The following is a 13,598-nucleotide window of genomic DNA, read 5'->3' on the forward strand; positions in this document are numbered from 1 at the left end:
GTCTCCGTTATTGGAATAGGAATGACTTGGTGTCTTCTCTGTTATTTCACTTACCACTGCTGCCGTAGCACCTCCCTGACTTTTGCCGACGCATGGCGGTGCGGCGCACCCAGGCGGCTGGAAAGATCCCTTTCCGGATCGGCGCGGATGTCGGCCAGCGCCGCCTGCAGGCTGCCCTGCACCTGCGCCAGATCAAGCTCCGACGGCGCGTCCGGCTGTGCCACCTGCAAGGTTTGCCACAGCAGGCCCAGGGTCGCGTAATTCTTGACGTCATAAGCCATCGGTGGAATCGTCGCGGCCAGCGCTTCGAGCGCTGCCACCGTGCGCAAGGTGATGCGCGCGGCCGAGGCCTTGCCCATCGCATGCACCATCACTTGCGGATCGTCGAGCGCGATCAGGCGGTTGGCCTGGTAGCCGTGCGCCAGGAACGCGCCCGACATGGCCTTGCCGACGATCAGGCCGATGACGGGATGGCCGGCCAGGCGCGCCTCGGCGTAAGCCCCCGCCGCGCCGGCCAGCGCCTGGTGGATGCCGTAGGCTTCTTCGCGCCGGCCATACGCCTGGCTGGTCACGTCGATGACGGCAACAAACGGCCGCTTGACGGCCAGGTCGCGGTCTTCAACAACCACCTGCTGCACGGCGCGCGCCAGCTGCCACGCCTCGACCAGGCCGATTTCTCCCGTGCGGGCGCGCGTAAAACGGTTGTCCGGGTCGGGCAGCACGGCCAGATAGCGCGCCGGTGCGCCCGCCAGCGGCGCATCGACCACGCGCACGGAAGGCGGATAGCCGTCCAGCGGCGCGGCGTTGTGCGTCAGGGCCGCCAGCCAGACGGCGCCGCGGCTCGTATCGGTGATGGCGTTCATGCTGCGGCTCCTTTGCTGTAGATCAAACGCACGGCTTCCGGCGTGGCTTGCACGGCCGCGTCGACATCGGCCAGGCGCGCCAGGTAGCTTTCCGCCTGGTCGCTGCGGTGCCGGGCCGGCACGCCGCGTGCAAACAATTCGGCCACGGTGGCGCGCATCTGCGCCGTGTCGTCCGCCACATAGGCGTCGGCCAGGCCGCTGTGAAAGCGCTGTTCACCGCCCGTCAGGCTCCAGATGAATGGCTTGTTGCGCGAGTCGAATTCGTCCACGCCCGCCTCCTGCTCGATCACGGCGGGACCGTTGAGACCCAGGCGCGCCTCGCGCGTCACGACAACATAGCTGCACAAACCCGCCGCGATCGACATGCCGCCGTAGCAGCCGACGGTACCGGCCGTGATGCCGATCACGGGCTGGTAGCGGCGCAGGTCGACGATGGCGGCGTGGATGTCGGCAATGGCCGCCAGGCCCAGATTGGCTTCCTGCAGGCGCACGCCGCCCGTCTCGAACAGGATCACGGCACGCGTCGGCACGCCCTGGCGGTTGTCGCGCGCCGCCAGTTCCAGCGCCCCGGCGATCTTCGCGCCGCCCACCTCGCCCATGCTGCCGCCCTGGTAGGCGCCTTCGATGGCCAGCACCACGGCCGGCTGGCCGTCGAACAGGCCCTTGGCCACCACCACGCCGTCGTCCGCCTGGGCCGTGACGCCCTGCCGCGGCAGCCACGGCGACGCGATGCCGCAGAACGGGTCGAGCAGTTCGCGCATGCTGCCCGCATCCAGCAAGGCTTTGGCGCGGCTGCGCGCCCCCCGTTCGATGAAGCTGTCGCGCTCAAGCAGTTGTTGTAATGTGCTCATGCCGCCCTCCCCGCTTGCAATTCTTCGTAGGCTTGCTCGATGCGCATGCGCACCACGCCCGGCGTGGCGCCGCAGTCGTTGATGACAATGCGTGCCGCCGGCAGCGGCTCGCCGCCGAACACGCGCAGCAAGAGCGCGTCCCAGACGGCGCCCTTGCCGTCGACGGACGTGTTGACGACGATGCGGGTCACGCCATCGTCGGCGGGCTGCAGCAGCACTTCCAGGTCGCCCGAACCGACGACGCCGGCCAGCGCGCGCCCCGATGCCGGCTGCCCGGCGGGGAATGTATAGTCACGCGTCTCCATGCGCTTCTCCTTCTTGTAATCTGTCCAGGAACAGGGTCGCCGCCAGCAGATCGGCCGCGCCGCCCGGCGACACGCCGCGCGCCAGCGCCGCCGCTTCCAGCGCCAGCAGCGCCTGCGTTCCGGCATTGGTAGCCGCGCCGCCGGCCGCCAGCACCCGCGCCGCTCCCGCCTGCAGGTCCAGCAAGGCCGCCTCGCCCCCGCGCGACAGCACGCAGGTGTCGTCCAGCTGGCTGATAATCGCCAGCAAGGCATTCAGGCGCGCTGTCGTCTCGTTGTCGCCGCGCGCCCGCGAGGCGCGCAGCTGCGCCAGTCCGCCCCCCGTCACGAGGGGAAAGCCGGCGCGGGCCTGGCCGCGCGCCCCGTCCACTTGGTACTGGCGGCACGCCAGCTCGCCCTTGTTGCCGGTGGCGACAGGCGCGCCACGATCGTGCAAACGGGCCAGCGCGCCGGCCCGCGCCGCCACGGCGTGCGGCGCCAGCGACGCGCCGCGCGCGCCCTGCTGCGCCGCCGCCGTCGCCAGCAGGCCCAGCGCCCAGATGGCGCCCCGGTGCGTGTTCACGCCGCCCGTGGCCGCCAGCATCAGCGCTTCGCCTTCGCGGCCGAGGGCGCCGATGCGCTGGCGCAGGCCATCGTCATCGTCGCTTTCCCAAGCCGCTTGGGCCATGGCGGAAAACACGGGTTCCAGCACGCAGGCCGAATGGCACATCAGGGCCCAGTTCAAGTCCGTGTGCGCGCCCCGGCTGCGCAAATCGACCAGGCCCGGTTTCGGCGTCAGGGTCACTTCGTCGAGCAGCGCCTGCAGCACCTGCCGCCCCAGCGCGGCGGCGCGTTCCCGCACCGGCGTCATTGTCATCGTCGTCATCATTGCGGTCATTACCAGCTCCTGAATTTGGCGGGGGGTTGATACAGGCCGTCCGACCACTCGACCAGGTCGGCGATGCTTTTCGCCGCCAGCAGCGAGCGGTTCGCCGCGCCGCGCTGCACGCCGATATCCTCGGGCAGCGCGATCAGGCCGTCGGCGCGCAATGCCGCCGTCGTTTTCGGGTCGTGGCGCAGGCCGATTGGCGTCACGCCCGCCACGGCCGCCAGCATGGCCTTGCGCTCGTCGAGCGAACGGGCCTTGTACAGGTAGGCGATGCCCTCTTCCGTCAGCACATGGGTGACGTCGTCGCCATAGATCATCACGGGCGCCAGCGGCATGCCACTGGCTTGGCCCACGGCCACGGCGTCGAGCGATTCGACGATGGTCGGCTGGCCGCCGTCCTGGAACGTCTCGACCATCTGCACCACCAGCTTCTTGCCGCGCGCCAGCGGGTCGTCCGTCTCGATCAGGTCCAGCCAGGCCGGCGTCGGGTGGCGCCGGCCGTGCGGGTCGTGGCCCATGTTGGGTGCGCCGCCGAAGCCGGCCAGGCGGCCGTTCGTGACGGTCGAGGAATTGCCCAGGCCATCCATCTGCAAAGTCGCGCCGATGAACAGGTCGACCGCGTACTGGCCCGCCAGCTGGCACAGGGCGCGATTCGAGCGCATCGAGCCGTCGCGGCCCGTGAAAAACACGTCGGGCCGCGCGGCCGCATAGCCTTCCATGCCCAGTTCCGCGCCGAAGCAGTGCACGCTCTCGACCCAGCCCGTTTCGATGGCGGGGATCAGGGTGGGATGGGGGTTGAGCACCCAGTTGCGGCAAATCTTGCCCTTCAAGCCCAGCTGCTCGCCATACGTGGGCAAGATCAGCTCGATGGCGGCCGTATTGAAGCCGATGCCGTGATTGAGCGACTGCACCTGGTGTTTTTCATACACGCCGCGGATCGCCATCATGGCCATCAGCACGTGCACGGGCTTGATCACGCGCGGGTCGCGGGTAAACAAAGGCTCGATGAAGAACGGTTTATCGGACTGCACGACGAAATCGATCCACGAGCCGGGCACGTCGACGCGCGGCAAGTCGCTGACGTCGTCCACGATCTGGTTCACCTGGGCGATGACGATGCCGTCGCGGAAGGCGGCCGATTCGACCAGGGTGGGCGTGTCCTCCGTGCTGGGGCCCGTGTACAGATTGCCCTGGCGGTCGGCCATGTAGCCGGCCACCATGACAACGTTGGGCGTGAGGTCGACGAACAGGCGCGCATACAGCTCGATATACGTATGGATGGCGCCCACTTCCAGCAAGCCATCCTGCAGGAACTGGGCGATGCGCAGGCTTTGCGTGCCGGCGAAGGAAAAGTCCAGCTTGCGGGCGATACCGCGCTCGAACAGGTCCAGGTGCTCGGGCAGGCTGACGCTGGGCATGATCAGGTGCAGATGGTGGATCCTGTCGGGGTTGACCTGGGTCAACATCCGGGCGAGGAAATCGGCCTGCTTCTGGTTATTGCCTTCGAGGACGACGCGGTCGCCCGGCGCAAGCAGCGCTTCGAGCACGGCGACCATGTCGCCCTGTTGCAGCACGGGGCCGTTCGCGTATTGGCGCACGGCTTCCAGGCGGCGGCGTTTCTCGGTGCGCCGCGTGTCCCATTGTTTTTGCCGCTGCGCTGGCGCTGCTGTGGCGGTTGACATCATGCCTCCGGAATGAGCTATCGAATCCAGACGATAGAACGAAAGCGCCAGCGCGACAATCAACCTGCTACCATGTTCATTACTCTGAAGTTAATGAACTGCCGTAAAAAAGGGTAGCGATGGCCATCAACGAAGAAATTACCCTGAAAAAGCTGGAAGTTTTTCTCAGCTTCATGGAATTGAACAACCTGGCGCGGGTGGCCGATGCGCTGGGCCAGAGCACGGTCAGCGTGCACCGCGCCCTGCACTCGCTGGAAGACGGCTTGCGCTGCCCCCTGTTCAAGCGCGAAGGGCGCAGCCTGATCCCGCTGCATACGGCCTACACCTTTGCCGAATCGGCGCGGCGCGCGCTGGCCGAATGCGAGGAAGGCGTGCGCAAGGTGCGCGAAATGGCGGGCATCAATCCCGTGCGGCTGAAGATCGGTTCGCTGTACTCATTGACCCTGCACTGCATCCCGCAGCTGGTGATCGCCCTGAAGCTGCGCCGGCCGGGCCTGGACATCGACCTGACCCTGGGCTCGAACCGCGACCTGCTGCAAAGCCTGGCCGACGGCCGCCTGGACGCCATCATCATCGGCGTGCAGGAAGACGAACAACATGCGGGCCTGGTGGCCGTGCCCCTGTTCCAGGACGACATCTACCTGGCCGCGCCGCTCGCCTCGCCCTATGCGGGGTCGGCCTCGGTGGACTTGCAGCAGTTGCGCAACGACAAATTCGTCACCCTCAGCGAAGGTTTCGTCACCTCGCAAAGCTTCAACCACGCGTTTGAGCTGGCGGGCTTCGTGCCGGACACCGCGATGCGCGTGGGCGACATCTTCTCGCTGATCAACCTGGTCAGCGGCGGCATCGGCTACAGCCTGCTGCCCGGCCGCGTGCGCGCCTTCAGCTCGCGCATCGAACTGCTGCCCCTGGACGCGCGCTACGGCTCGCACCAGCAAATCACCCTGCTGATGCAGAGCAGCCGCGAGCGTGACCCCAATTTGCTGGCGCTGGCGGCGGAGTGCAGGTTGTATGGGCGCAGGGAGCCAGCCAAATGAGTTGCTGTGCGAGGTCAAATCGCTGATGAAGGGTTTGGAACTGCATTCACCATTATTCCATCTGCATACTTAGGCGCGCGTCTTAACCCCAAAGCGAAGCAAGCATGGCAGTTGCCGTCTCCCCGTAGCCGGCAGGATCGCGCAGTGACTGAGCAACTTATTCGGTATAGTTACAGCCGAGGTCGTGTCAGAATGCCGGACCTGACACCGTCGCCACCCCGTCGCCACCTGACAACTAAGAAAACGAAATATATTTACCTACCTCGTCTATGGCCAAACGGCAATAGATATGTTTACTTTCTATTGTTGGCAATTAGCGTCCTATATTCTACTGCGATGACAAATCCAGCCATTTGAAAAATTATAGATATAACAATAACAGAAAACAATGAAAATCTCAAAGACAAGAGAATTAACTCAATATTAAATGAATAAAAAATATAGTAAATTTTAGGCAAGTACAACATCATCGACTTTACTATTCTCTCCAAGACGCATAACGCAATTACAAGCCCTGCATTTAAAAGAATTTCTTTCTTTAAGTCAGCAATTTTATTTTGCACACCGATATATTTTTCACGAATAACCTCATTCCTCAAATCCGTCAATTCTTTAGACATATTATCAACGTAAGTAAACATCCCAAATGATAGTGCCAGCATTACTGGAACCATAAATATCGAAACACCTGCAATCTCATCAAGCAAAGATATTATTTTTCCTTGAAACTTAGAGGAAATTAAATAACAAAAAACATATGGAAGTAAAAAAATGGAAAATATTTTTAATATTTTTTTAATTTTCACGATAATTTTCAACTTCAAAATATAACTCGGCAACAATCGCTGCATCCGAAATGTCGGAATTTACAGGTCCGCCAGTGATCAAATCCAACTGCGTGTCTTGCTCTCCATTCCGCTCAGAAGGAAGTAACAACTCAATAACATCTACATTATCTGTACTGGTATATGTCTTTTTCCCTCCATGTGTTCCCTCTGTAGTAATAGCCCACGATCCCTCCCCCTCCTCGATATACTCCAGATAATTTGCAACTGGCTTGTTGGGAACATGGAGTTCACCAGAATCATTTTTTAATGTGATATTCACTTGATCTTGAGAAAATAGCTCCTTGAGGGCAGCAAGTGCTTCTCTTGCCTTTAAGTTAGTATCCAAAATATTAGGTGAAATTAAATTCAATTCCAGTTTGTATATTTTCTCATGATCCGACACTATCTTCCAAAAATGTTCTTTTCTGGTGCAACCCTCAACAAAAATTCTATGATTATATATACCTAATATTTTCTCTCTGAGTCCGCCCTGAATGGCACGCATAATTTGTTCAGGGGTTCCGAAACGATAGTCTTTTCTTACAAATATATATTGATCCTTAATATCAAATATTGTCAAGATAGGAAACCAATCATCTTCTTCAGTCTCCACAATGTCGCCTGGCACTTTTTTTCCGACATGAGCCAATTTTAACTTAGCAACTTTTCCTAGGTAAAATCTGGAAACAGGAAATTTATAAAAATCTGTAGGCTTTACCAAAGAAAAACCAACAAAACTATATACAACACCATTTACTTGAAACTCACGATCAATTTCAATCGCAGGTAAAATAGCTGCCCCTTTTGGCACTGGAATACTCGCCACCTCAATTACCTTTTGTTTCTCTTCAACTAAAGAGTATCTAAGAACTAGAAATTCCTTGTCTTCACCCATAGCCATTCAAAATTCTCCAAAATATTTTAAAGAACTGCAATAAAAACATCTAATAAAAAAATTAATTTTAAATTCACACAAATTATCATTGAGAAAACTCCTATTCAAGCAAGAAAATTTTTCCAATAAAAACTCAAGAATTAAAAAATTTTATACGTTGCAAATCTCAAAAAGGAAGGCTCCATTAATAAATTAATATTTATCACAAAAATCACCAGAGAAACACAATTAAATTTAAAGTATTTCACAAATTTAGAAAATTAAAAATAATATTGATTGTAATTTTTATTACTTAGCAGTATGTGAAAATAAAAAGACAAGGTAGCACAAACACGTTGAAATATACAAATTATGATAAATATTTTTCAAAAATATGTGCATTTTAATTGAAAAATTAAGCTAAAAGTGACTTTCCCCCGAACTATATAACCAATCGCTGATAGTAACAATACAGCTCGGTGACAGTTAAAAAAACCTCACAACAATTCTTGTGCCTACACGTCTTTGACGTTTGAGAGCAGTTCGTATACGGATACAGAGAGTCAAGCTGGCATAAGCAGGTCAAGATGGCGCTTCGGCGAGGCTATCCTAGCGATGTCAGCAATGAAGGGGAACACCTGATCGCACCGATGCGACCTAGCGAGCGAATGCAGGATGACCCGTAAAATGGATTTGCGTCCGGTGATCAATGCGCTGCACTACCTGATGCGCTCCAGATACGAATAGTACATGCTGGCGATTGATTTCCCACCCTAGCAGATAGTCTATTATTGGTTGAGGCAGCTCTGCGTACCACCGTCGGTAATTGATAGGCTACAAGGAACTCTTGGAGTTCACGCTAAAAATGGTGCCGCGCATGGAAAGACTGCACGGTTTTGAACCCATATTGCGGGGCGTCGAACGCAACTTCACCTGATTGATCCGTTATCAACGACTGGGGCGCGATTATGAACAACGTATAGATATTTGCCATAGAGCACGATCTACTTGGCGATGAGTTCGCGGCTACCGCACCGCCTACATTTCCGCTAGGTTATTAAATCGTCGCTAAATGAGCGGGGACTTTAACACCGTGATGAAGCGACGATAGACGCATTTGTGCGCCTGCGTCGGGCGGCAATTCGTCCCTCTTGGGATTTCGGTCTGAATACTCTAAACAGCACTATCCCAAGGCGCCGACAACCTGACCGCGCAGTTGATGAGACCCACCATCGAATAAGTCTGCGGAAAATTCCCCCACATCTCCCCCGTCACCGGATGCGTGTCTTCCGACAACAGGCCCAGGTGGTTGCGCGCCAGCAGCATGGTTTCGAAGATCTTGCGCGCCTCGTCTTTCCTGCCGATGCGCGCCAGGGCGTCGATGCGCCAGAAGGTGCAGATGTTGAAGGCTGTTTCCGGCTTGCCGAAGTCGTCGGGCGCTTCGTAGCGGCGCATGTAGGGGCCGTCGCACAGCGATGCTTCCAGCGCGTCGACGGTGGCGATGAAACGCGGGTCCATGGGGTCGATGAAGTTGACTTCCGCCATCAGCAGGACGGAAGCGTCGAGGTCGCGCCCGCCCAGACTTTCCGCGAAGGCCTGGCGCTCCTCGCTCCACGCTTCGCGCAGTAATCTCTCGCGTATCAGCACGGCGCGGCTGTTCCAGTGGTCGGCCCGGTCGTCCAAGCCCAGCTTGTGCGCGACTTTCGCCAGGCGGTCGCAGGCGGCCCAGCTCATCAGCATGGACGAGGTGTGGACCCTGGCGCGCGTGCGCAGCTCCCACATGCCCGCGTCCGGTTCCGCATGCAGCCGGAACGCCTGGTCGCCCACGGCTTCCAGCGCGGCAAACTCGGCTTTTCCGGCCCGGTGGAACAATCGGTGGTCGAGGAAGGCCTGCGCCGCACCTAATACAATGTTGCCGTAGACGTCGTGCTGGAAGTGTTCCTGCGCCTGGTTGCCCACGCGTACGGGGCCGTTGCCCCGATAGCCGGGCAAGTGGTCGAGTATCGATTCGGGCAGCTGCTCTTCCAGGCCGATGCCGTACAGGGGCTGGATGTGGCCACCTTTCGAGCGGGCGACGATATTCGTCAGCCAGCGCAGATACTCTTCCATCGTGCCCACCTCGGACAGGCTGTTCAATGCCCGCACGACGAAGAAGGCGTCGCGCAGCCAGCAGTAACGGTAATCCCAGTTGCGGCTGCTGCCCGGCGCTTCGGGGATGCTGGTGGTCATGGCGGCGATGATGGCGCCCGTGTCTTCATATAAAGACAGTTTCAAGGTGATGGCGGCGCGGATGACCACGTCCTGCCATTCCAGCGGCACGGCCAGGCGGCGCGTGTAGGTGCGCCAATAGTTGATGGTTTCCTTTTCGAAGATGCGCGCCGTCTCGTCGATGCCGCCGGCCAGGGTTTCATCGGGCCCCAGCAGGAAGTTGGCCGTGCCGCCCAGCACGAAATACGTTTCACTCAATACATAATTGAGCGACACATCGGTGTTCAGGCGCAAGGTCTGTTCCGGTCCCACGTAGCGGATGTGGTGGCTGCCCTGCGTGATCTGCGGCGCCAGCCGGCCCCAGTCGTAGCGGGGGCGCAGTCGTACGCGGATGCGCACGGCGTGGTCGAGCGGGCGGACGCGGCGGATCAGCATCAGCGGGCGGAACATGCGGTCGCGGCTGAGGAAACGAGGCGCGAAATCCGTGATTTCCACGCCGCGCCCCTGCGTGTCGTACAGCCGCGTGCGCAGTACGGCCGTGTTCGGCTCATAGAATTGCTCGCTGCGCGCAAAGTTCTCGATGTCGATGGCCCACACGCTGCCGTTTTCCGTGTCGTCCAGCAAGCGGTTGAAGACGGGATCGCCGTCGAAACGGGGCAGGCAGGACCAGACGACCTGCCCCGCCTGGTCGATCAGGGCGTTGAAGGCGCAATTGCCTACCACGCCGCAATTCAGGGACGCTTGCGCGGACGGTTGGCTGGCGCGGGTGTCATGGGATGTCGTCATGGGCTACTCCTTCGATGTCGGGGATACGGCAGCGGCCAGCAGCGCAGTGCGCAAGGCGCCGGGGCTGGCCAGGCGCAAGGTGGCGGCGCTGGGGCCGCTGCCCACTTTGACGCCCTGCCCGCCTGCTTGTTGCACAAAGGCAAAGCCTGCCTCGTCGGTGGTGTCGTCGCCCGCGAACACGGGCCGGCGGCCGGCGAAGGGGCTTTCCTGCATGAAGGCGGCGATGGCGCCGCCCTTGTCGGTGGCGGCCGGCTTGGCTTCCAGGACCATTTTGCCATGCAACAGCAATACCCCCGGGCACGCTTGCACGGCGGCCGTCATTTCCTTCAGGCACAATTGCTCAAGGTGTGGTGCCAGGCGGTAATGCAGGGCCACGGCGCCCCGCTTCTGCTCCACCAGCAAACCGGGGTGAATCGCCGCCAGCGCCTGCGTGCGCGCCAGCACGGGCGCCACGTCGGGCGTGGCCGCCACGTGCAACGCGCCATCGGCGCCGCGCCGCTCCACGCCGTGCACGCCGGCAACAGGCAAGACCAGGGGCGCCAGCATGGCGTCGATCTGCGCCACGGGACGGCCGGAAATGAGGGCCAGCGCGCCGCCATGGCGCTCGGCCAGCAGCGCCAGCGCTTCGATGACGCCGGTCGCCACGCGCACGCCGTCGGGCGTGGGCGCCAGGTCGACCAGGGTGCCGTCGAAGTCGAGGAAGACGGCTGTTCCGGGCGCACTCAGCAGCTGTAACAGGACTGCGCTATCGTCAGGGATATCGGCCATCACATCCCCTTGCGCCGCTTGATGCGGCTGTGGGCGTCGATCTTGGTCATGACCTTGTCGCGCTGGCGCAAACGGGCCGCATCCAGCAGCATGCGCCCGGCCCAGCGGTAGACATTGAAATGTTTGACTCTCGCCCGCATGCTTTTCATGCGCTCGCGCTGTTCCACGGGCGGCATCACGAGGGCGCGGTACAGGGCGTCGGCGCCCTGCTCGATATGATACGGGTTGATGATCAGCGCTTCGTGCAGCTCGCGCGCGGCGCCCGTGAATTGCGACAGCACCAGCACGCCCAGTTCGTCGTCGCGCGCGGCGATGAATTCCTTGGCCACCAGATTCATGCCGTCATGCAAGCTCGTCACCATGCACACTTCCGAGGCGCGGAAATAGCGCTGCAGATCGTCCTGGCCATGGTGTTCAGCTTTCAGCAGGATGGGCACGTAGTCGCCGCTGCCGAAGCGGCGGTTGATGCGCTCGACCATCTTGCGCACCCTGGCGTCAAAACTTTGATATTCGTCAAGCGAAGCGCGGCTGGGGGCGGCGATCTGCACGAACGTAAAATTGCCGACCATGCCGGGCTGCTGTTCCAGCATGCGCTCGACGGCCTGGAAGCGCTCGACGATGCCTTTCGTATAGTCAAGGCGGTCCACGCCGATACCCAGCAAGTGGTCAGGCGCCACGCCCAGTTCGGCACGGATTTGCGCGCGGCACGCGGCCACATCGGGCTGCGCCGGGTCATCCTCGGGCCAGGCGATCGAGATCGGGTAATCCTCGACTTGCGTCATCTCGCCGCCATACGAAATGGTCGACGCTTCCGGCTCGATGCGGGTTTCCAGGTAGCGGTCCACCGTTTCGAGGAAATTCTTGCGGTGGAATGGCGTATGGAAACCCAGGATCGTGCTGCCCAGCAAGCCATCGAGGATTTCCTCGCGCCATGGGCAAATGCCGAACGATTCCGAGTTCGGCCAGGGGATATGCCAGAACGTAATAATCGTCGCCTTCGGCAAGGCTTCGCGCACCATGCGCGGCAGCAAGGCGAAGTGATAGTCCTGCACCAGCACGACGGGATTGTCCGTCTTCGCCTCGGCGATCACGGCATCGGCGAAGCGGCGGTTGACCTTCACATACTGCTCCCAGTCGGACGAGCGGAACACGGGACGCACGTGGGCGATATGGCACAGCGGCCACATGCCCTCATTGGCGAAACCATAATAGTAGCCCTGCTCTTCCTCTTCCGTCAGCCACACGCGGCGCAAGGTATAGCTGGGATTATCAGGCGGCACGGGTACGTGGTCGAGCTTGTCGACCGTCTCGCGGTCGGCGGAACCGGCGCCATGCGCGATCCACGTGCCGGAGCACGCCCGCATCACGGCTTCCACGGCCGTCACCAGGCCGCTGGCCGGGCGCTGCACGCGGATATCGCCGCTGCCGTCATCGGCTTTCGTGTGGATATACGGTTCGCGGTTCGACACGACCAGCACCTGGTCGCCCTGCAAGTCCGCTTCCAGCAGCGCGCGCAGCTTGTCCGGCGTCCAGTCGGACGACCAGCCGTTATCGCCCTGGCGTTCCAGATGGTATTCCTGCAGCAATTCGCGCAAGTCGCCGATCAGCGGCTGCATTTCCGGCGGCGGCGCGGGCGCGGCGGCGGGCGCCGTGGCGGCGGCCACTGCACCATTGCTTTTCGGCAGCAACTCGCCCCGCAAGATATCCTTCACGGCCGACAGCCAGCCGCGCCAGCTCAGGTGGGCGACGAACACGGTCATCAGGGAAATGAGCACGGCCAGCACGGCCAGGAAGGCAAAGATGAAACGCTTGGTATCGGTATTGCGGCGCTCGACAAAGCTCATGTCCTGCACCAGCACCAGGCGGCCCAGTTGCGATGCGTCCTGCATGACGGGGGTTTCGCTCAGGTGGACTTGCCCTTGCGGCAATTGCGCCAGGGATTTGTACAGGCCGCCCGTCGATGGCGTGCTCCAGCAGCCGATGGAAGTTGGGTATTGCGCGGACTGGTACAGCAAGTGCCCCCCGTTGTCGCAAAAGCCGATGGCGATCAGGCGTTCATCGCGCGTGGCACCCTGGAACAGTTCGCCGATGCGCGCGGCGTCTTGCGCAGGCAGGTATTCGGTGAGCGAGGGGCGGAGGGTTCCAGCGAGCAATTCAGCCCGGCTGTCGAGGTCGCGCACATACCAGCGCAGGGTAATGTTATCGAGCAGCGGTACCACGATATAGGCAAACAGTCCCAGCACGAGGGCAAGCGGCAGGATGAAGCGCAAGGACATTCGGAGTGATCGTACTATCATCGGTTTCCTTTGCAAAAACAAAAAGCATGGCAAGTATGACTATGTTTCCAATGCGGCGACGCCCGCTTGCTTTCCGTATTGAAACGTCAACGAGGCATGGCGCAGCGCAGCAATTTCTTCCAGTATCCGCCTTGACCGAAGTCTTATCCGTACGGCAACGCACGCCCCCGCGACGTCATCTGCCCGTAAAATACCCGCTTCCGACATCCATTTCACTTATCAATAAGGAGTTTTC

11 protein-coding genes are annotated in these 13,598 nt (G+C 60.1%); 1 reads left to right on the plus strand and 10 read right to left on the minus strand.

Features of this window, described 5'->3' with window-relative positions; translation table 11 throughout:
• Window positions 1-50: 50 nt before the first annotated feature.
• From mdcE to mdcA, 5 genes are read right to left on the minus strand one after another with little or no spacing between them, the layout of a single operon-like run.
• A complete protein-coding gene (mdcE, locus tag AC1Q6X_RS03145; protein ID WP_492495037.1) occupies window positions 51-863 on the minus strand; it encodes a biotin-independent malonate decarboxylase subunit gamma in 813 nt (270 codons plus the stop codon).
• A complete protein-coding gene (locus AC1Q6X_RS03150) occupies window positions 860-1,714 on the minus strand; it encodes a biotin-independent malonate decarboxylase subunit beta (protein WP_492495039.1) in 855 nt (284 codons plus the stop codon). The genes mdcE and AC1Q6X_RS03150 overlap by 4 nt, the downstream gene beginning before the upstream one ends.
• The gene (locus AC1Q6X_RS03155) at window positions 1,711-2,019 is read right to left on the minus strand and encodes a malonate decarboxylase subunit delta (protein ID WP_492495040.1); all 309 of its coding nucleotides are present in this window, start codon (window positions 2,017-2,019) and stop codon (window positions 1,711-1,713) included. The genes AC1Q6X_RS03150 and AC1Q6X_RS03155 overlap by 4 nt, the downstream gene beginning before the upstream one ends.
• A complete protein-coding gene (locus AC1Q6X_RS03160; protein WP_492495042.1) occupies window positions 2,006-2,893 on the minus strand; it encodes a triphosphoribosyl-dephospho-CoA synthase in 888 nt (295 codons plus the stop codon). Before AC1Q6X_RS03160 ends, AC1Q6X_RS03155 begins: the two co-directional genes overlap by 14 nt.
• The gene (gene mdcA / locus AC1Q6X_RS03165) at window positions 2,893-4,569 is read right to left on the minus strand and encodes a malonate decarboxylase subunit alpha (RefSeq protein WP_492495044.1); all 1,677 of its coding nucleotides are present in this window, start codon (window positions 4,567-4,569) and stop codon (window positions 2,893-2,895) included. The genes AC1Q6X_RS03160 and mdcA overlap by 1 nt, the downstream gene beginning before the upstream one ends.
• A 116-nt stretch (window positions 4,570-4,685) precedes the next feature.
• Here mdcA and AC1Q6X_RS03170 point away from each other — a divergent pair, with 116 nt between their 5' ends.
• The gene (locus AC1Q6X_RS03170) at window positions 4,686-5,603 is read left to right on the plus strand and encodes a LysR family transcriptional regulator (RefSeq protein WP_492495046.1); all 918 of its coding nucleotides are present in this window, start codon (window positions 4,686-4,688) and stop codon (window positions 5,601-5,603) included.
• A gap of 293 nt (window positions 5,604-5,896) precedes the next feature.
• On the opposite strand, the gene AC1Q6X_RS03175 is transcribed toward AC1Q6X_RS03170, so the two are convergent.
• The 5 genes from AC1Q6X_RS03175 to AC1Q6X_RS03195 all read right to left on the minus strand — a co-directional run bounded on the left by AC1Q6X_RS03175 (window position 5,897) and on the right by AC1Q6X_RS03195 (window position 13,342).
• On the minus strand, window positions 5,897-6,409 hold the full coding sequence (locus AC1Q6X_RS03175) for a hypothetical protein (protein ID WP_492495048.1): 513 nt from the start codon (window positions 6,407-6,409) through the stop codon (window positions 5,897-5,899).
• Complete coding sequence (locus tag AC1Q6X_RS03180; protein ID WP_492495050.1) at window positions 6,399-7,331, minus strand: DUF4747 family protein; 933 nt, start codon at window positions 7,329-7,331, stop codon at window positions 6,399-6,401. Before AC1Q6X_RS03180 ends, AC1Q6X_RS03175 begins: the two co-directional genes overlap by 11 nt.
• A gap of 1,146 nt (window positions 7,332-8,477) precedes the next feature.
• Complete coding sequence (locus AC1Q6X_RS03185) at window positions 8,478-10,298, minus strand: glycoside hydrolase family 15 protein (RefSeq protein ID WP_492495052.1); 1,821 nt, start codon at window positions 10,296-10,298, stop codon at window positions 8,478-8,480.
• A gap of 3 nt (window positions 10,299-10,301) precedes the next feature.
• Window positions 10,302-11,066: a trehalose-phosphatase gene (gene otsB, locus AC1Q6X_RS03190; protein ID WP_492495054.1), complete on the minus strand. Its 765-nt coding sequence runs from the start codon at window positions 11,064-11,066 to the stop codon at window positions 10,302-10,304.
• Window positions 11,066-13,342, minus strand: coding sequence for an alpha,alpha-trehalose-phosphate synthase (UDP-forming) (locus AC1Q6X_RS03195; protein ID WP_139142900.1), 2,277 nt, complete (start codon window positions 13,340-13,342; stop codon window positions 11,066-11,068). The genes otsB and AC1Q6X_RS03195 overlap by 1 nt, the downstream gene beginning before the upstream one ends.
• Window positions 13,343-13,598: the final 256 nt, after the last annotated feature.

This window comes from Janthinobacterium sp. GW823-FHT06H09 (assembly GCF_058794735.1).

Coding starts and splice junctions, on each gene's coding strand:
- mdcE (WP_492495037.1), bottom strand. CDS start 863: ATGAACGCCATCACCGATACGAGCCGCGGCGCCGTCTGGCTGGCGGCC.
- AC1Q6X_RS03150 (WP_492495039.1), bottom strand. CDS start 1,714: ATGAGCACATTACAACAACTGCTTGAGCGCGACAGCTTCATCGAACGG.
- AC1Q6X_RS03155 (WP_492495040.1), bottom strand. CDS start 2,019: ATGGAGACGCGTGACTATACATTCCCCGCCGGGCAGCCGGCATCGGGG.
- AC1Q6X_RS03160 (WP_492495042.1), bottom strand. CDS start 2,893: ATGACCGCAATGATGACGACGATGACAATGACGCCGGTGCGGGAACGC.
- mdcA (WP_492495044.1), bottom strand. CDS start 4,569: ATGATGTCAACCGCCACAGCAGCGCCAGCGCAGCGGCAAAAACAATGG.
- AC1Q6X_RS03170 (WP_492495046.1), top strand. CDS start 4,686: ATGGCCATCAACGAAGAAATTACCCTGAAAAAGCTGGAAGTTTTTCTC.
- AC1Q6X_RS03180 (WP_492495050.1), bottom strand. CDS start 7,331: ATGGCTATGGGTGAAGACAAGGAATTTCTAGTTCTTAGATACTCTTTA.
- AC1Q6X_RS03185 (WP_492495052.1), bottom strand. CDS start 10,298: ATGACGACATCCCATGACACCCGCGCCAGCCAACCGTCCGCGCAAGCG.
- otsB (WP_492495054.1), bottom strand. CDS start 11,066: ATGGCCGATATCCCTGACGATAGCGCAGTCCTGTTACAGCTGCTGAGT.
- AC1Q6X_RS03195 (WP_139142900.1), bottom strand. CDS start 13,342: ATGTCCTTGCGCTTCATCCTGCCGCTTGCCCTCGTGCTGGGACTGTTT.